This window comes from Aliiglaciecola sp. LCG003 (assembly GCF_030316135.1).
Classification (GTDB): Bacteria; Pseudomonadota; Gammaproteobacteria; order Enterobacterales; family Alteromonadaceae; genus Aliiglaciecola.
The window spans coordinates 4342685-4361423 of the sequence record NZ_CP128185.1 but is presented as its reverse complement, the minus strand read 5'-3'; the positions used below and the strand labels follow the sequence as shown (position 1 = coordinate 4361423).

The following is an 18739-nucleotide window of genomic DNA, read 5'->3' as shown; positions in this document are numbered from 1 at the left end:
AATATACCGGCTTTGAATGCCTTTCTCTATATATGATCGCACCTCATATTTATGGATATTATTGTATCCAAAATCCGCCTTTTTGCACTATAATGGACATTACTGTATCCATAAGGGTTGAATATGAGATTTTCACTTTTAGACGACACTGATGTTAGCCAAGCTTTTGCAGCTCATCTTCGTGGCTTACGTGAACAAGCTAAGCTATCGCGAGAGGCGCTTGCACAGCGTAGTTGTGTACCTGCGCCTACCATTAAAAAATTTGAACTCACTGGGCAAATTTCATTTCGCCAGTTACTACTATTATGGCAGTCACTTGACTCACTCGATAGGCTTTATCAGCTAACTCAGGTAAGCGCAGACCGCACTGCTTTGCCTACCAGTATAGAAGAGGTCCTTAAAGATGAGCTTTAAATCAATTCAAAAGCTGAATGTGCAACGAACGCTCGCAACGGGTGAGACTGTGCCGGTGGGCGTAATAGCTCAAAACCGTCAGGGAGTGTTCTTTCAGTACTTTGATGAATACATTAGTAAATTTGGAAATTTATCCCCGTTTACTTTACAAACTAATGGACAGCTTCAACAAGCCCCCAAAGAGCCTCACCAGGGAATTCATGGCGTTTTTGGTGATAGCCTTCCTGATGGCTGGGGTCTCTTGCTCCAAGACCGAATATTTCGCCAACAAGGCGTTTTACCTGCTCAAGTAACTGCGATGGATCGCTTAGCGTTTGTAGGCGACCAAGGGATGGGAGGGTTGTCTTTTACGCCCGTATCAGCATTTTCACCTGAACAACATCAAAATATTGACATAGCAACGCTAGGGCTAGAAGCACAAACCTTGTTTGATCAGTCTCTATCTGAAGAGTTAGATGGTAAGACTCAACAAGTTTTAGCTACTTTGGTCGCTGTGGGTAGCGCTGGTGGCGCAAGGCCTAAAGCACAGGTTTATATGCCTACTGGTGATGCACAGCAATGCCGAACGTATGCAAAGACAGGGGATGAAGCATGGTTAGTTAAGTTTACGTCGAAGAACTTGGCACTAGGTCATGAAGAAGGCTTATGTGAAGCCGTGTATTTACAAATGGCTGAACAAGCAAAGTGCCAGCCACCGGTTTGGCAATTAATTGATGCACCACCAAGTAGTGGTGCAAAGGCTTGGCTAGCACTTAAACGTTTTGACTATTTACCTAATGAACAAGGGTTACCGGCACATAAAGTAGATGGTGAACAACATGCAGGGCGTTTGCATATGCATAGTGCCTGTGGGTTATTAGATGCTGACTTTCGTACCCCTAGCCTAGACTATAGCGACCTTATTAAAGCCAGTCGTCAGTTGTGTAAGTCTCCTGCGGCAGGTCAACTTCAGTTTCGTCGCGCTATCTTTAATTTATTTGCTGCAAACCAAGATGACCACAGTAAAAACTGGGGATTTTTGCAAGGCGATGATGGTAACTGGCAACTAGCCCCCTTTTACGACGTCACATTTAGCCCTCAGCCCTTTAATGAGCATGCAACAGCCTTTGCAGGGCATGGAAAAGCGCCCCCACTCAAAGTAATGCAAAAGTTGGCAGCAAGTGCTGGTTTTGCTAATTGGAAAGAAGCGCAGCAATGTATTCAAGAAGTCGTTGAGGCGATTAGCAACTTTTCATCCTTGGCGACACAACAAACGATCAGTAAAACAACCGTACTTGCAATTGCTGAGACGCTTGCCCAGCGAAAACAAGAGAACGCAGCGCTTTTTCTACAGCAATAAGAAAGCTCAACAATAACTGGGGATCTTTGGACGGATTTGAATATGATGTGGACTTGCGTACCTTTTGGTTGTTTATGCTGTGGCGTATTCAGAGCCACAACAGTGTGGATACACTTGTTAAAGAGGTGATGATGGCTTTCCCCGACTTACTACAGGCATTCCCTACAGATGATTGCTTGTCACCGGAAAGCAACTTAAGCATGCTAATTGGATCCAGATTTATTGAACGATTTTTACAGTATTGGGGTTTTTTACGATTGCTCCAAGACGTTATATAAACACTGTACCTGTCGGCAGTATGGTACCGGTACAGCCTTTATTAAAACAAACTTTTCAATTTTTGGTTTAATATGCGAGCTATGGTTACTTAGGTTTAACAGGTCAAGAGATTATTAACTATAACGTAACTTGGATGACTAACGGGGCGATAAACCCAGTACCAGATTGTCACCTTTTAGTGCACTGTCAGTCAACATAAGGGCTTGACAAGGGTTGAAGTACAGTACAGACAATACCGCTAGTGTACAGGTGGAACACTTCCTGTAAATGGGGATTGGTATTGCACTAAAAGGAAAATATTCTTGCGCTATTATCAGCAGTTGATAAGATGCACAACTTATGTATAAACGTACAGTCTTTGATCGGCTAAGCACTGCTTTTATTTGCAGCATTCATGCTAGCGAATACACGATTCGAGTAAACAATGGAAAACGTTAAACAATCGCGCTGTGTGATAGGAATTAAAGGGCAAACGACCGACCCAGATTACCCCGTCGATATTTGGTTCGACTCGCTTAAATCGGTGGCCAATGTGCTGTCGAAAGAAAACCAGCAATTGTTAAAAATGATCGCCGAGCACCAGCCGCAATCGGTGACTGAGCTAGCCATGCTTACCGGTCGGGCGGTCAGTAATGTGTCGAGAACACTGAAAACATTGGGCACGTACAACTTAGTTGAAATGCAAAAGTCACCGCACGGATTAGCGGTGAAACTGCAATATCAATCGATGGTATTATTGATCCAGCCATTAGAAACAAAGGAATATCATGCAACAAGTCGGAATTTATGAGCAGTTAATCACGCAGCTTATTGCCAGTCGTATTGACCGTAAGCGATTCTATGTAGGTGAGCGAGAGCTCAATAGCAGTGAAGCATCCACTTGGTTATCTCGTTTCCTCTCGCACATTATTGAATACGCCATTGATTCCGTTCCAGCCGCTGATGATCGGTTGCAACAACAAATTACTTTGTCTAATCAGCTGTTACTATGGCTAAAAACGCAAATTCAAGATAAGGATTTAATCGAAGACAATTTACTTGTTAGCCAAGGTAAAATTCTGACTGCGCTATACGAATTAGAAAATCCCGTCTCAGCTGATTTTAAAAATTATATTAAGGACATTTCCCCCCTAACAGGTTTAACGCAAAGTGAACTGTTCTGTGGCAGTAATGCCGGATTGTCGCTTGAATCTGAATTAAAAAGAGAGATTTTATCAGCAGATAAAATTTATTGGTTGGTGTCATTTATTAAGTGGGCGGGCATTCGAATTTTTCGCAAAGAGCTTGAAGAATTCACTGCAAGCGGGCGCGAGCTAAAAATCATTACCACGTCATACATGGGTGCAACTGATGCGAAAGCGGTTGAATACTTAGCAAGCTTGCCTAATACAGAAGTTAAACTGAGCTACAATACAGAGCGCGAACGTTTACATGCTAAGAGCTATCTATTTTTGCGCAACACTGGCTATCACACCGGCTACATAGGCTCGTCCAACCTGTCGCGTTCCGCACTAACCAATGGCTTAGAGTGGAATTTAAAAATCACTTCGCAAGAAATTCCACACATTATCAATAAATCATTAAGTACCTTTGAAACCTATTGGGCTTCTAATGATTTTGAAAATTTTAATGGCGATGCGAAAAGCAGTGAAAAACTCAAAAAAGCTTTGAGCAAGCAGCGTGGTGATTATGATGCCAGCCCAACGCATTTCTTTGATATCTCGCCGTTTCCTCACCAAAGTGAAATTTTAGAACAACTGGCCGTTGAGCGCAGTGTTCACCAGCGCTTTCGCAATTTAGTGGTCGCGGCTACAGGTACTGGAAAAACCCTGATTTCCGCCTTTGATTTTGCGCGTTTTATTAAAGAAAAACCGCAAGCCAATTTCTTATTTATCGCGCACCGAGAAGAAATATTACAACAAGCCAGAGCGGCGTATCGTGGTGTATTACGTAATGGCACTTTTGGTGAACTTTGGGTTGGTGAGCATACGCCAGAGCATTATCGGCAGTTGTTTGTTTCCATTCAAACGCTCAACAATCAGCTTGCTCAGTTGAACCTAACATCCGATTTTTATGACTACATCGTGATAGATGAAGTTCATCACATTGCTGCAAGTAGTTATCGAGCGGTATTAGAATATTTTGCACCCGCTATATTACTAGGCCTTACAGCAACGCCAGAGCGCCATGATGGTGGCGATATTTTAGCGGATTTTGGCGGTGTGATTGCGGCAGAAATTCGTTTGCCCGAAGCGATTAACCGTCGCCATCTATGCCCATTTCAGTATTTTGGTACAGATGATGATACCGACCTGCGAACGATTGCTTGGAGTCGAGGGCGTTACGATATTGCCCAACTAACTAATTTGTATACACACAACCAAGCACGTTTTAACAAAATTTTGCAGAGTTTACAGGAGGTCATCACTGATATTGGCAAAATGAAAGCGTTAGCTTTTTGTGTGAGTAAAGAGCATGCCCAGTACATGGCACAGCAATTCCTGCTAAAAGGCATTAAAGCGGATGTACTGACCAGTGATAACAGCCATGAACGGCAACAAAAGCAACAAGCTATTCGTTCAGGAAGTATTAACGTGCTCTGCGTAGTGGATATATTCAATGAGGGTGTCGATATTCCCGAAGTGGATACCTTGTTATTCCTACGACCAACAGAAAGCTTAACTATTTTTTTGCAGCAGCTTGGTCGTGGATTGCGTTTAGCTGACGGTAAAGAGTGTTGTACAGTGCTAGATTTTGTCGGTAATTCTCGCCCGGAATACGACTTTGCTAATAAATTTAGATCTTTAGTAGGGAAAAGCAATCGTGCGATCAGTGATGAAATAAAGCAAGGGTTTCCCCATGCGCCACTTGGCTGCCGTATTGAATTGAGTAAGCGAACTCAAGAAATGGTGATAAGAAATATTCGCCAAGCATCCCTAACATTGAATCGTTTAGTCGCGATGATCCGCCAGTTCCCTCAACATTCTACTTTACCGTTAACCCTATCCAACTTCTTAGCGCTAAATCCTCATATCGACTTAAATGAGCTATATAAGCGAGGTTGTTGGTCGCAACATGTTCAGCAAGCTGAAGATAAAATCAATGAAAATACACTGAATGAAAACCTTCTAAAAGTGCTTAAAAAAGCTATCCATAATCGTATTTTGATCTGTGATGACCATGCCTATTTGAGTTTTCTAAAGCGACTCTACCAAGCGAATTTTGTTATTGAAGATACGAATCATCGTCATGCTTTGATGTGTCATTACGACTTTTGGCAGAAAACAGGAGCAGAGTGTGGTTTTAACTCAATTGCGCAGAGTTTAGAAAAGCTGAATTCACCTGAATTAAAATCAGAATTATTAGACGTACTAAACTGGCAACTGGCTCAAACAAAGCACGAACAGCCAATAATGCGTGCCTTAGCAGAGGTTTCGTTAAGGTTACATGCGCGCTATGCGCGTGAACAAATATTGGTTGCATTTGGGGCGACTACTTTCGAGCGTCAACCGCCAGCACGAGAGGGTGTATTTGTTCTGAAAGATCAAAATATTGAACTGATGTTTGTCACATTAGATAAAAACGAAAAGCAGTTTTCGCCAACCACCATGTACCATGATTACGCGATTAACGAACACCTTTTCCATTGGCAGTCGCAAAATAGCGCACGGCCAGACAAGGGGCGTGGTTTGGAATACATCCAGCACCAAAAAACGGGTAAACGTCTGTTTTTATTTGTTCGTGAGCAAGCCAAAGATGAATACGGTCGCACTATGGGCTTTGTTAACTTTGGAGAAGTGGAGTATGTATCGCATACAGGTTCACAACCTATGAGTATCACTTGGCAGTTAGAAGAGCCGATGCCGAACTTTATGTGGCAACAAGCCGCTAAGTTGGCTGTGGGGTAGTGGAAATGACAGTGGCGTTGGCATCTACCTCAGACACCCAAAGTTCAACCAAGGAATTGACAAACTTTGGCCGGTTAAACGGGTAACCAAGGTGCCACATCGCCCAATGAAAAACTCGATGAAGCTCACAACCTTAACTCGCCTAGAGAGCGTGACAAAATTTGCCAAAGTCGAAAAAGTGTACGAAGAGGCAATAGTGTGATTAAGCAAGTCCTATCAATTATAAAGAAGGTTAATTGAATGACAGAACACGTCCCTCAAGCTCCACAAGGAGAGTTTGTTCTTTTTACTAGCGCAGACGGCCAAACTCGTGTTGAGTGTCGCTTTGAGTCCGATACCTTGTGGCTATCTCAAGCCGTGATGGCAGAACTTTATGACAAAGATGTTCGTACGATTAATGAGCACTTAATTAATATCTACAATGAAGGTGAACTTGTACAAAACGCAACCATCCGGAAATTCCGGATAGTTCGATTAGAAGGAACTCGCCAGGTATCTCGCGAAATCGACCACTACAACCTTGATTCCATTTTGGCAGTGGGCTACAGGGTTCGTTCACAGCGCGGTACACAGTTTAGGCAATGGGCGACTGGGATATTAAAAGAATATCTTATCAAAGGTTTTGCCATGGATGATGAACGTCTGAAAAACCCTCCAGTCGGCCAGTCTGCCGTTCCAGACTACTTTGATGAAATGCTTGAACGCATTCGCGATATTCGAGCTAGTGAACGACGTATATATTTGAGGGTTAAAGAGATTTTCACAATGGCAGCTGATTATGAGCCATCTAACCAAGATACAACCCGCTTCTTTCAAACCATCCAGAACAAGCTCCATTATGCTTGTACGCACATGACTGCTGCTGAGCTTATCTCCAGTCGTGTAGATGCCAGAAAGCCAGATATGGGCTTAACAAGTTATAAAGGCGATGAAGTTCGCAAGACAGATGTCACCATTGCAAAGAACTATTTGCGTGAAGATGAAATTAAAGAGCTCAATCGCATCGTTAACATGTGGCTTGATTTTGCCGAAGACCAAGCTTTGCGCCGCAAGCAAGTTTTCTTACAAGACTGGGCCGAGAAGCTTGATCAGTTTTTGAACTTCAATGATAGAAATGTGTTGAACGATTCCGGAAAAATTTCAAAAAAAGCGTCAGATGAAAAGGCTAAATTGGAGTTTGATAACTTTGCAGAAAATCGCCGCCGTCTAAGAGAAGCTGAAGGCGCGCAAGCTAATATCGCCGCCCTTAAGGCAATACTTAAAAAAGAAAAATAGAAACAATAGGAGGAGGATGATGCAAAGACAAAATTCCCTCGTTTTGTCTACTGAATTGAAATTTGACAATGCGGGAGGGGCTACTTTAAACGGTGAATTGTTTACCGGTGGTGTCATTTTTACTAAAAACGGCATTTTGGTTGATAAGTTATCTTATATCTAAAGAAAAAGGGGTCGGAGTGAATATTCCTACTGGACCCCTTAACTGACATTGGACTGATGAAAAACTACTCGATATTCTGGATCTGTTTATCGTTTTAAATTTCACGATTTCAGTAATAACAAGGCCTGCAAAGTACTTTTGACCCGTTTTTAAGCCCTCTTACTCACCGGTGTACTCACCATAAAGAAATCGAAAAAATTTATGAAAAAAATTAAAAAAATGCTCAATTTCTAACTGGGAAAGTTGGGATATGGGAAACATAACTAACTATCAGCGTCGGTACAAACACAAAATGGTGAGTGCAGAGAAACATTCACAGATAACAAGCAATCATCACGAATGATCCAGAATTGTAATTTACTGCCTGCTTTAACCAGGTAACATTTATCGCTAGCCCGAACGTGTTTAAGAGTCGCACGTTCAATCGGTTTCGCCGACCTTGCTATATCAGCAAATTCTACTTTTTTAGCCCTGTTTATAAAGTCCATAGATTTCATAGAAGCCCCTTTTGCTATGAGGTTGGTAAGTTTTAGGCGCTTGCCGCCTAAAGGCGCGCCATACCTCATGGCCAAAACAGACTACGCAGAGAAAAGCCAGTCAAGCTAGAAATCGCCCGAAGGGTTGCGTAGCAAGGGGGCCCCGCTTGCGGGGTTCCGATTTATGGCTTTACAGGATTTGAACGAAGTGGTTTAGGGCTATCTAACCATTGTCTATTCCCCAATTTTCTCATATTCTCTCATTTATATACATATTCAGGTAAACGTATTGAAATGTCAGACCAAATTTTGACCTTGAAAGAAGTAGCTGCTTATTTAAAGTTGGCCGAAAAAACCGCTTATCGCTTGGCTAATGAAGGCCAATTACCTGGCTTTAAGGTGGGTGGTTCGTGGCGTTTTAAGCGTGAGGATATAGAAATATGGATTGAAGAGAAAAAGAAACAAAATACTTAACTCTTTATACATCTGACCCCTTCTACCTGATAACAAAAGCTTGCTTGGACATACCGAGCGACAGCGGAAATTTTATGCAAAAACTAACTCTAGCTAAGCTATCTAATAAACTATTTAAGGCCTGTGACATCCTAAGAGGAAAAATGGATGCCTCCGAGTACAAGGAATACATATTCGGGATCCTGTTTCTTAAACGTATGTCCGATCAATTCCATAAAGACTATCAAGCGAAATTCAGCAAGCTAAAGGAAGAAGGGCATGACGATGATGAAATTGAACTTCTGCTAGAAGACGAAGAGCAGTTTGATTTTTATGTTCCAGAAAGAGCTCGTTGGGAAAATATTAAACACATTAAAGAAAATGTTGGATCTGGCTTAAAGAAGGCACTTGAAGAATTAGAAGAGCGGAATACTGCAAAAGGGTTAGAAGGGGTTCTCAAACATATAAATTTCAACAAACAAGCGGGTAAGAAGCCAATTCCTGATACCCGCTTAGTTGAATTTATTGAACACTTTAACGAAATTCCTTTGTCGAACGATGACTTCGAGTTTCCAGACCTACTTGGTGCAGCTTATGAGTACCTGATTAAATATTTCGCCGATAGCGCAGGTAAAAAAGGTGGAGAGTTCTATACACCAGCTGAAGTTGTTCGTTTATTAGTTGAAATACTTGAACCTCAAGAGGGTATGGAGATCTATGACCCAACTTGTGGTTCTGGCGGTATGCTCATCCAAAGTCGTAATTACGTCGAGGAAACTGGGGGCAACGTCAAAAACATCCACCTGTTTGGTCAAGAAGATAATGGTGGGACTTGGTCTATCTGTAAGATGAATATGATCTTACATGGTTCAGGTGGTGCAGATATTGAAAATGGAGATACGTTAGCAAATCCTCTTCACAGAACGAAAGACGGTGAGCTTCGTTCATTTGACCGTGTGATTGCGAACCCTCCGTTCTCTCAAAATTACAAAAAAGCGGAAATGAAATTTAAAGACCGCTTTAGCACCTTTATGCCTGAATCTGGCAAGAAAGCTGACTTGATGTTTGTGCAGCATATGGTGGCAACCCTCAAAGCGAACGGTAAAGCTGCCGTGGTGATGCCTCATGGCGTATTGTTCCGTGGTGCAGAAGAGCGTACATGCCGCGCAGATTTTATCGAGCGAGGCATTCTGGAAGCGGTGATAGGCCTACCACAAGGTTTGTTTTACGGCACCGGCATTCCTGCTTGTGTGTTGGTACTCAATAAAGCCGGGCGCGAAAGCCGCGATTCAGTGCTGTTTATTAACGCTGACCGCGAATATCGTGAAGGCAAAAACCAAAACAGCCTTCGCCCTGAAGACATAGAGAAAATCACCAGCGTTTATAAAGCGATGCTGGAAGGTGAAAAGCACCCAAGCATCGAAAAATATGCACGCTTGGTTCACAAAGATGAACTGGCTCGTGAAGACTATAACCTCAATATTCGCCGCTATGTCGATAACAGCCCAGCGCCTGAGCCTCAAAACGTGAAAGCCCATTTAAACGGCGGTATTCCAACCACAGAAATTGACGCGCTGAAAAGCACTTGGACTGATTATCCCGGCTTGAAAGAAAGTCTGTTCGTTCCACGTTCTGACAAGGATCTACAAGATTTTGCCGATGAGTTTGAAGTACTGTCATCGCTCAAACTTCATATTGAAAACTTCCCCGCAGTACAGAAAAAGCATGCTGTTTTCCAAGCAGCGTTGGATGGTTGGAAACAGGACTTCGCGGGGTTTGAAGCACTAGGCGATCAAAAGCTGGGTGATAAAGGAGTATTTGCACTGCGCCGCGAATCCCTGAATACCATTGAGAAGCACCTAATGCCTATCAACCTGTTGAACCAATACAAGGTACGTGGAGCGTTGGCGGATTGGTTTAAAACCCTGGAAGCAGATTTTAAATCTGTTGCTGCGAGCGGTTGGAATGCTGAACTCATTCCCGACGAAGTGATATTCGCCAGTCAGTGCGCGGATGTGGTGGAAGAGTTAGAAGCTAAGCAATCGCGTATCAGCGCACTACAAGCTTTTGTGGATGCAGCAGATGAAGAAGATTACGAGCCGACCGATGAAAATCCTGCGCTGCCGTCGGAGTACGTCAAACAGCTTAAAGAAGAGCTGAAGAGTTACAAAGCGACGATCAAAACTAGTCTGGCAGTGCTGAAAGCCCAAATCAAAGATGCGTATATACAGCTGAAAAACAGTGCTGAACTTCCCAAAGGTATCAAGCAAGGGGATTTTGCAAAAGGACTGACGGGCAAAGACCTAAACTTTGCTGTTCATAGCGAAATACTTACACTCGCTGATGAACTCGGCGTTCAGTTGGATAACTTTGAACTGATCAAAGAGCACGCGCGACGAGGTACTCAAGCTGCGGCTGAAGCAATTGCGATTGAAACCAAGTTGACAGCACACAAAGAGTTGGAGAATGAGCTAAAGCAACTGAACGCTGAAATCAAGGAAACAGAAAAACGCCGTGATGAATTGCTTGAGATAGCACGTAATGATATTACGGATGAAGAGGCTAAAGTGCTGATTCTAGAACGATTCAAAACTGCGCTGGATCGCCAATACCAAAATTATGTGCGAGCCTTGTTGCTTGACCGTATCGCTGCAATCGAGAACCTACATCGCAAATACCAAGTCACAGCTAAGAGTATTATTGCTAAACGAGAGCAGGAAGCGAGTAAGCTGGCTGGCTTTATGAAGGAGCTGGGTTATGAGTGATTTTGAATGGGTGCAACTAGGGAAAGTTGCTGCGATTACGATGGGGCAATCGCCAGACTCTGAAACATATATAGATGATGATAGGTACATCCCTTTCTTGCAAGGTTGTGGAGACTTTACAGGTAGCTATCCTGAGACTGATGTTTTTTGTACGTCTCCTGGAAAGGTTGCTAAAGAAGGTAGCTTATTAGTTAGTGTTAGGGCTCCTGTTGGTACAACCAATGTTGCAGACAAAGATTATTGTATTGGTCGAGGGTTAGCTGCGGTTAAAAGCAATATTGTCTCGGCGATATATTTGAGGGAGGCGTTCACTATATCAGCTAGTTTTCTTCATCGTCGTGCTCAAGGTTCAACGTTTGATGCTATTTGCGCAAAAGATCTTTCGGAAATGAAAATTTCTATGCCAAAGAATCGTAGAGTGGGCGAAAAAGTCACAGATATAATCCAATGCCTTAACTCTGAACTCGACGCCACTCAAGCCCTTATCGACAAGTACACTGCTATCAAGCAAGGCATGATGGCAGATTTGTTTAGCCGAGGTATCGACCCAGAAACCAAAACCCTGCGCCCAACTTTTGAAGAGGCGCCAGAGCTTTATAAAAAAACACCTTTGGGGATGTTGCCTAAGGAGTGGGATGTAAAAACACTTGGAGATATATCAGAAAAGATAACAAGCGGCTCTAGAGACTGGGCTAAGTTTTACTCTTCGGAGGGCGATCTTTTTGTTCGGATCAGTAATCTTACTCGTGAGCATGTGAATTTTCGTTGGAATTCCGTTAAATATGTCAATATCGGCGGTGGCTCTGAGGGGGAAAGAACCCAGCTACAGCCTGGTGACATTCTTATTTCGATTACTGCGGATTTAGGTATTGTTGGTGTTGTCCCTGAGGATATGGGGAGAGCCTATATTAACCAACATACGGCACTAATTCGCTTATCCACTGATGGTGAAAATGCGAGATTTATTGGTAATTATTTGTCGTCTCGGTGTGGGCAGGGTCAGTTTGAAAAAAACAATGATTCCGGTGCAAAAGCAGGTATCAATTTACCTACAATAGCCTCGTTTCGTTGTCCAATCCCCAAGGAAAAAGAGCAAATCTTAATAGCATCAAAAATCGATACTTTAGACGAAGTTATTGCTGATCTCAAAAGGGAAAAGTCGAAGAGTATTTCAGTCAAACGAGGCCTAATGCAAGACCTCCTAACAGGCAAAGTCTCCGTACCCGTATAACAAAAAATAAAAAATGTCGGCAGGCAAACGCCTCGCTGACAGCTACAAGGATAGCAAACAATGTCAGAGTACCAATTGGTTGAAAAGCCCCTGCTAAACCAGCTTAAAAGTATGGGGTGGGATGTGACGGATTTAGGGCAAGGTGTACCTACCGATCCAACTACCAGCTTTCGCAGTTCTTTTCGTGAAGTCATTTTAAAAAACATTTTTAAAACCGCAGTGCATCGCATCAACACTACCGATGAAGGTAAACCATGGCTAACGGATAGCCAACTAGATGTATTACTGGACAATGTCACCGACTTTGGTACTCAGAAATTGCTGGCGGCCAATGAGGAGTTTATTGGCCGTCTGCATAAGTGGCAGCTCGACCGTAACGAGTTAACCGGCGAAGAAGACCCTGTTGTTAAGCTGATTGATTTTGATAACTGGGAAAACAACTCGTTCACCGCCATAAATCAGTTCCGCGTAGATACCCCAGGGTTCGGCAAAGAGCATATTCGCCCTGATATTGTATTGTTCATTAATGGCTTGCCACTTGTAGTGATTGAAAGCAAATTACACTCTCAACACTGTAGTGACCCAATGGCCGCAGGTATAGAGCAACTGCGCCGTTATGCAGACTTACGTGAACCGGAACACAGTAAATATAGAGAGGGTGAGCCAGCTCTATTTTTTACTAATCAGTTGATGATCAGCACCCACGGTGATGATTGTAAAGTGGGCACCATTACCTCAAATGAAGATTACTATTTTAACTGGAAAACTATCTACCCAGATACAAAGCCCTACATAGCATCGGAAATCGGCACCCACCGCAGTCAAGAACGGCTAGTTCAAGGTATGCTTGAGCCACAAAGACTACTCGATATCACCCGTTGCTTTACCCTATTTATGGATACAGATAATGGTTCTCGAGTAAAAGTTATTTGCCGCTACCAGCAATTCCGTGCAGTGAAAAAAATCATCGAGCGTATGGAGCAGGGGGAAACAGGGATTCAGCGTTCGGGCGTGGTTTGGCACACCCAGGGAAGCGGAAAAAGTCTAACCATGGTGTTTTTGGTACGGAAGCTCCGTCGCCATCCAGAACTGAAAAGCTACAAGGTATTGATGGTTAACGACCGGAGTGACCTGGAAGAACAACTGACCAATACCGCAGCGTTAATAGGCGATACTGTGGTGGAGATCAAAAGCACTAAAGATGCAAGGGATAAGCTGGCAAACGACACTTCAAACACCAATATGGTAATGGTGCATAAGTTTCGCGAGCAAGACAGCAGCTTCCTACCGGAATCCGTGCGTAAGCTGTTATCTAAGAATCTCGCAGAAGCACAAGAAGCTGGCGATGTTGAGCGTATTGAAGAGCTAGAAGCAGATTTTGACGCAGAAATTGTCATGCATCGCCCTTTTGGTGTGATAAATAGCACTGAGAAAGTACTTATCTTGGTCGATGAAGCCCACCGAACCCAGCGCGGCGGAAAAGATCGCCCTAGCCTTTCGGACAATCTGTTTGATGCTTTTCCCAAATCAACCCGAGTGGCATTCACGGGAACACCGCTCATTGCTGAGCACCACACTTATCCAACCTGGAAGCGTTTTGGCGTCAGCCAAGAAAAAGCCTATATCGACAAATACAAACTTCAGGATGCTGTCGATGATGGCGCTACGTTAAAAATTCTCTACGAAGGTAAAACTGCTGACAGTGCGATATATGATAAATCGGGGTTTGATACCAAATTTGAAGATCTCTTTGCAGACAGAACGGAAGAAGAGCTAAGAGAGATCCGTAAAAAATACGGTGCGGAGGGGGATATCCTTGAAGCAGAAAAGCGCATTGAGGAAATAGCTGAGGATTTAGTAAAGCACTACATAAGGCAGATTTTGCCAGCGGGCTTTAAAGCCCAGGTGGTGTGCTCTTCCAAACGAGCGGCTATTCATTACCGAACCTACATTGAAAAAGCGTTGGCGAAAGAAATAGAGCGATATAAAAAGCAGCCAGAGCAATGTATTGATAAAGCTTGGCTTGAGCGACTTGAGTTTTTAAAAACGGCGGTTGTGATTTCTAGTGATGACACCAATGAAGCAGCGTCTTTCACTTATGCCAGAAAGCAAGCCAAAGAGCTAAAAGCAGTCGAGAATTTCAAGAAGAAGTTTGATCACAGCAAACCCAATACGGGCGTTGCTTTTCTAATTGTCTGCGACATGCTGCTAACAGGCTTCGATGCGCCAATTGAGCAGGTGATGTACCTCGATAAAAAGTTGAAGGAACATAACTTATTGCAGACCATTGCTCGCGTGAACCGTACTGCGAAGGAGAAAAAACGCGGCTATATCGTCGACTATATAGGGCTAGCTAATCATCTTAGAGAAGCGCTGTCGATGTACTCGCAGGATGACCAAGACGATATTTTGGAAAGCTTGCAAAACATAGATAGTGAAGTGCCGGTTTTAGAAAGTCGTTATCGCCGATTGCTTCAGCTGTTTACTGAACTCAAGGTTTACAACATCGAAGCGTTTGTGAATCAGAAGCTAAGTGTGGATGAACATTATCAAGTTCAGCTTCAGGCTATTGCTGTTTTAGAAGACCCTCGCCAGCGTGACAACTTCAACGTGTTTTTGAAGAAGTTTCTTCAGAGTATGGACATCATCATGCCGAACTCATTGGCTGACCCTTACAAAACGCCGATGTACCAATTTGTGCATATCCAGGCGAAAGCGCGCCAACGTTATCAAGATAGCAGTATGAGTTTTCATGGTGTAGGTGAGAAAATTCGTAGCCTAGTTAGTGAACATCTCATTAGCTTAGGGATTAACCTTAAAGTCGATCCTGTTGACCTATTTAGTCCTGAGTTTATGAATAACGTCGGGAAGGAAAAAAGTAAACGCGCTCAAGCCAGTGAAATGGAGCACGCGATTCGAAAGCACTGCAAAGTTAATGCTGAAGATGATCCTGCGTTTTACAAGCAAATGAGTGAAAAGCTCGAAGAGGTGATCAAAAAGCACTCAGGAAACTGGGACAAAATGATCATTGAGTTAAGCGCGCTTCGCGAACAAATTAACGTAGGACGTGGACCAAACGCTCGAGTGGTCGATCCATTTTTTGACCTAATCACTAGTATTGCTTTCCCCGATGGTCAGAAGGTTAAGCACATCGATAAAGTTAGGGCATGTGCTGAAGCCGTTATGGAGGAGCTAGGAGAGCATATTGGGAGTTTGGATTTCTGGGAGCGTGAAGATCTGGTATCTCAATTGCGAGGAAGAATAAAAAAGCATTTTATTCTGAGTAAAGTCCCAGAGCTTAAAGATGCAAGAGAGCAACTTACTATTGAGGTAGTAGCACTAGCACGTAGGCGGGAACAACTACTCCTATCTGATCATGAATTGACTATCAGAATTGAGAGACTTATAGAATCCATTAAAGATCTTAATATTACAGGTACTATAGAAGATGATCGCAGGATACTGGATATGCTTAAATATTCAGTTTGTGGTGTTGAGCTTTATTTAGCGAGTGAGCTTGAACAGTATGAGCAGTTCATTCGGGTAGCTTCGGTGACGGTAAGAACTGATATTGATGTTCCAAATGCGCCAGCAGCTCTATCATCGGAGAGCACGATGTCTTATGAAGTGAAAACCGAATATGATCTAATGTCATCGCTGTCACAAAATGCTCTTTCGGATATTGTTTCTGCTCTTCAAAAAGAATTAAGCGTTGATGGTCTTGAGACTCCGCTTATTGCCTTAAAGCAGACAAGAAGAGGTAGTCAAGATTTTGATGTTGTAGCGTATATTCAAATGGCTGCACTAACTGGCGTAATCGGCAATGTTGCCACTTATATTGCAGTAGCTACGTTTAAAAAGCTCTTTAAAAAAATCTCAGAGCTTCCACTAATGCTTCCAGGAGCTATGGAAGTACACAGAGTGGAGAGTGAACGAATTGAGCCAACGTTTGGCATTTATGGTGTCGTGTCTGAGGAAGAGTTAGAAAAAGCAATAAAAGAGCGCGATGAGCTAAAAAGTAAGAAGCTTCATTAATATGAAGTATAAAGATATCAAATACAGCTTGAAGCAGAGTAAGCGAAAAACCACCAGTATTTTCATTGAAAGAGATGGTTGCGTTACTGTATTAGCGCCAGAGAGTTATAGCCTGACAAAAATAGAGGGGATTCTTGAAGAAAAACGTAGCTGGATTTATCGGAACTTAGCTGAGTGGGAGGACCTTAACCGAACTAAAATTGAGCGAGAATTTGTAAGTGGTGAAGGCTTTCCGTATTTAGGATGCAATTATCGATTGAAATTAGTGGATGAGCAGCAAGATAGTCTGTTATTGAAAAGTGGATGCTTTTTAATGCGAAGAGACAAGTCTCAAGATGGTGCTGACTTATTTAAGGACTTCTATAAGAAGAAAGGCGTGGAACGTCTGCGTAATCGTGTAGCGCATTTTGCACCAAAGTTGGGTGTAAAGTACGGAGTGATCCGAGTTCTGGAACTTCAACACCGGTGGGCGTCATGTACGCCTGTAGGAGATTTGAATTTTCATTGGAAATGCATGATGGCTCCCTTAGCTGTTATTGATTACATTGTTGTGCATGAGTTAGCTCACCTTAGACATCTAAATCATAGCCCCGCATTTTGGAATGAGGTAGACAAGGTACTTCCCGATTATTCTAAACACGTTTCATGGCTGCGACATAATGGTGCGGGAATGGATTTGTAAGTTTAATGTCAATTTTTTAAAAGCAGCACACACCAATTCTTAAGAAAAACAGCCCAATATAATGGGCTGCGCGTGTAGGAACTACACGACTATCCTCTAAGACTACAGACGATAAACCCTAACGTCTGATGGATTACTCGCCTCCAGGGTCGCACCCTGATGCACCATAGCCCTGTTTCATGCACCCAGGTGTGGGCCGTTACTATCGATAACGAATCGCGGTGTGCGCTGCCAATTACAAAGATAAACCCTTTCCAAAAATAATGTTTGGAAAAACCCAGGTTAGATTGCCGGGGTTTTTTTGAAGGCGGATTGGCGACGAGTCGTCCCTACTCGAAAGAGGTAGGGACGACTCGCAGAGTCGCTCGTCGAGGCCACTGCTCATGATGCCTCGATACCCAATCCGCCTTGAAAAATTGCAGGGCCAGAAGAGGGATGGAGATTTGAGCGCGTCAAAGAGGTGTTGCAATTTCTGATTACTGTGATAATTTTATTTATGAACTAGCTCGACATGAGCATCAAGAAAAAGGGCGTATCCACTGCCCGCAACACGTTCCTGAGGAGCTGCATTCGCAGCATTATGGGTCACACGACCACCCCACTATAAACAACACAAATATAAACCACAGTAGTTCGCGCTGTATTTCAACAGAAATCACACGGCTCAGCTTTGTTGCTTTAGACCAGTTAGCCTTTATGTCTTATGACAATATGCTCGGTTACGCACCGTTCATATGGCTTTAAAACTTACCTATTTTGGCATTTCGCCCCCTGGTCTTCGGTTTGGTGTTTTTCTCAATACTTTCAAAAATTAGTTTTTTTATTTATGAGGAACATGACATGAGCCAATTAGGATATCGTCTTCATCAAATGGTGAACGACACTCACCGCGAAAGTAGCTTTAGCACTAGAGCTACCCGTAGCAAAGTATTAAACCTTGCTGCAAAGCAGCTACTCAAACATGGTTATAGATTAAAAGACCCGACCGGCCTTAAAACCAAGCATATCAATCATCTTGTTACACGTTGGCAAGATGAAGGTCTAGCAGCAAAAACAATAAAAAACAGAATGGCGGCCTTGCGTTGGATTGCCGAAAAAATAGGTAAACCTAATATCTGTTCACGTAGCAATGATGATTACGGCATTCCAAGAGTTCGCAACAACCCCATTGGCAAGTCAAAAACGTTAGATATGGATAAGCATGCCAAGATCAAGAGTGACTTAATCAAGCTTTCCCTGCGTTTGCAGCAAGAGTTTGGGCTTAGAAAAGAGGAGTGTATGAAATTCAGCTTATCCTATGCTTTGATAGACGCTAACACTCTACAAATAAAAGGCTCATGGGCTAAGGGTGGCAAATACCGCAAAATTCCGATTTTAAAAGAATCCCAACGACAGCTTATTCGTGATATAGCTGCTGTTACTAAAGGCGCACTTATCGAACCTGATAAGAATTACAAATTACAAATGGGGGAGTATGATCGCGAAACCATCAGAGTTGGATTAAATAAAAATCACGGATTACGTCACCATTACGCAAGGGAGCGTTATTTAGAGCTTACAGGTTGGAAATGCCCTGCCGACGGTGGCCCGCATAGAAGAGAGCTGTCGCCCACTGATTATGAGCACGATACCAAAGTCCGTGAGCAAATTAGCCAAGAGTTAGGTCATGAACGTTTGAAGATAACCTATGCTTACTTGGGCAGTTAAAATTAGGCATGC

12 protein-coding genes are annotated in these 18739 nt (G+C 43.0%); all 12 read left to right on the top strand.

The window, feature by feature from the left end:
* The first annotated feature begins 123 nt into the window (after positions 1 to 123).
* The 12 genes from QR722_RS19085 (at position 124) to QR722_RS19030 (ending at position 18727) form a co-directional block, all read left to right on the top strand.
* Entirely contained in the window at positions 124 to 414 is a 291-nt protein-coding gene (locus QR722_RS19085) for a helix-turn-helix domain-containing protein (protein WP_286284601.1), read from the top strand.
* Complete coding sequence (locus QR722_RS19080) at positions 404 to 1753, top strand: type II toxin-antitoxin system HipA family toxin (RefSeq protein WP_286284599.1); 1350 nt, start codon at positions 404 to 406, stop codon at positions 1751 to 1753. The genes QR722_RS19085 and QR722_RS19080 overlap by 11 nt, the downstream gene beginning before the upstream one ends.
* A 703-nt stretch (positions 1754 to 2456) precedes the next feature.
* The gene (locus QR722_RS19075) at positions 2457 to 2822 is read left to right on the top strand and encodes an HVO_A0114 family putative DNA-binding protein (protein ID WP_286284598.1); all 366 of its coding nucleotides are present in this window, start codon (positions 2457 to 2459) and stop codon (positions 2820 to 2822) included.
* Positions 2800 to 5940, top strand: coding sequence for a DEAD/DEAH box helicase (locus QR722_RS19070; protein WP_286284597.1), 3141 nt, complete (start codon positions 2800 to 2802; stop codon positions 5938 to 5940). The genes QR722_RS19075 and QR722_RS19070 overlap by 23 nt, the downstream gene beginning before the upstream one ends.
* A 240-nt stretch (positions 5941 to 6180) precedes the next feature.
* Positions 6181 to 7215, top strand: a complete 1035-nt coding sequence (locus QR722_RS19065; protein ID WP_286284595.1) for a virulence RhuM family protein — start codon at positions 6181 to 6183, stop codon at positions 7213 to 7215.
* Positions 7216 to 7231: 16 nt separating this feature from the next.
* Positions 7232 to 7378: a hypothetical protein gene (locus QR722_RS19060; RefSeq protein WP_286284594.1), complete on the top strand. Its 147-nt coding sequence runs from the start codon at positions 7232 to 7234 to the stop codon at positions 7376 to 7378.
* Positions 7379 to 8148: 770 nt separating this feature from the next.
* Positions 8149 to 8328, top strand: coding sequence for a methylation-associated defense system helix-turn-helix domain-containing protein MAD1 (gene mads1, locus QR722_RS19055; RefSeq protein WP_286284592.1), 180 nt, complete (start codon positions 8149 to 8151; stop codon positions 8326 to 8328).
* 74 nt (positions 8329 to 8402) lie between these two features.
* The gene (locus tag QR722_RS19050; RefSeq protein ID WP_286284591.1) at positions 8403 to 11072 is read left to right on the top strand and encodes an N-6 DNA methylase; all 2670 of its coding nucleotides are present in this window, start codon (positions 8403 to 8405) and stop codon (positions 11070 to 11072) included.
* Complete coding sequence (locus tag QR722_RS19045) at positions 11065 to 12303, top strand: restriction endonuclease subunit S (RefSeq protein WP_286284590.1); 1239 nt, start codon at positions 11065 to 11067, stop codon at positions 12301 to 12303. The genes QR722_RS19050 and QR722_RS19045 overlap by 8 nt, the downstream gene beginning before the upstream one ends.
* A gap of 60 nt (positions 12304 to 12363) precedes the next feature.
* The gene (locus tag QR722_RS19040) at positions 12364 to 16338 is read left to right on the top strand and encodes a type I restriction endonuclease subunit R (protein ID WP_286284588.1); all 3975 of its coding nucleotides are present in this window, start codon (positions 12364 to 12366) and stop codon (positions 16336 to 16338) included.
* A 1-nt stretch (position 16339) separates the two neighbouring features.
* On the top strand, positions 16340 to 17020 hold the full coding sequence (locus tag QR722_RS19035; RefSeq protein ID WP_286284587.1) for a M48 family metallopeptidase: 681 nt from the start codon (positions 16340 to 16342) through the stop codon (positions 17018 to 17020).
* 840 nt (positions 17021 to 17860) lie between these two features.
* Complete coding sequence (locus tag QR722_RS19030; protein WP_286284586.1) at positions 17861 to 18727, top strand: phage integrase N-terminal domain-containing protein; 867 nt, start codon at positions 17861 to 17863, stop codon at positions 18725 to 18727.
* Positions 18728 to 18739: the final 12 nt, after the last annotated feature.

Excerpts from the sequence above, each read along its gene's own strand:
- QR722_RS19085 (WP_286284601.1), top strand. The coding sequence starts at position 124 with ATGAGATTTTCACTTTTAGACGACACTGATGTTAGCCAAGCTTTTGCA.
- QR722_RS19040 (WP_286284588.1), top strand. The coding sequence starts at position 12,364 with ATGTCAGAGTACCAATTGGTTGAAAAGCCCCTGCTAAACCAGCTTAAA.
- QR722_RS19075 (WP_286284598.1), top strand. The coding sequence starts at position 2,457 with ATGGAAAACGTTAAACAATCGCGCTGTGTGATAGGAATTAAAGGGCAA.
- QR722_RS19060 (WP_286284594.1), top strand. The coding sequence starts at position 7,232 with ATGATGCAAAGACAAAATTCCCTCGTTTTGTCTACTGAATTGAAATTT.
- QR722_RS19065 (WP_286284595.1), top strand. The coding sequence starts at position 6,181 with ATGACAGAACACGTCCCTCAAGCTCCACAAGGAGAGTTTGTTCTTTTT.
- QR722_RS19080 (WP_286284599.1), top strand. The coding sequence starts at position 404 with ATGAGCTTTAAATCAATTCAAAAGCTGAATGTGCAACGAACGCTCGCA.
- QR722_RS19050 (WP_286284591.1), top strand. The coding sequence starts at position 8,403 with ATGCAAAAACTAACTCTAGCTAAGCTATCTAATAAACTATTTAAGGCC.
- QR722_RS19045 (WP_286284590.1), top strand. The coding sequence starts at position 11,065 with ATGAGTGATTTTGAATGGGTGCAACTAGGGAAAGTTGCTGCGATTACG.
- QR722_RS19070 (WP_286284597.1), top strand. The coding sequence starts at position 2,800 with ATGCAACAAGTCGGAATTTATGAGCAGTTAATCACGCAGCTTATTGCC.
- mads1 (WP_286284592.1), top strand. The coding sequence starts at position 8,149 with ATGTCAGACCAAATTTTGACCTTGAAAGAAGTAGCTGCTTATTTAAAG.
- QR722_RS19035 (WP_286284587.1), top strand. The coding sequence starts at position 16,340 with ATGAAGTATAAAGATATCAAATACAGCTTGAAGCAGAGTAAGCGAAAA.
- QR722_RS19030 (WP_286284586.1), top strand. The coding sequence starts at position 17,861 with ATGAGCCAATTAGGATATCGTCTTCATCAAATGGTGAACGACACTCAC.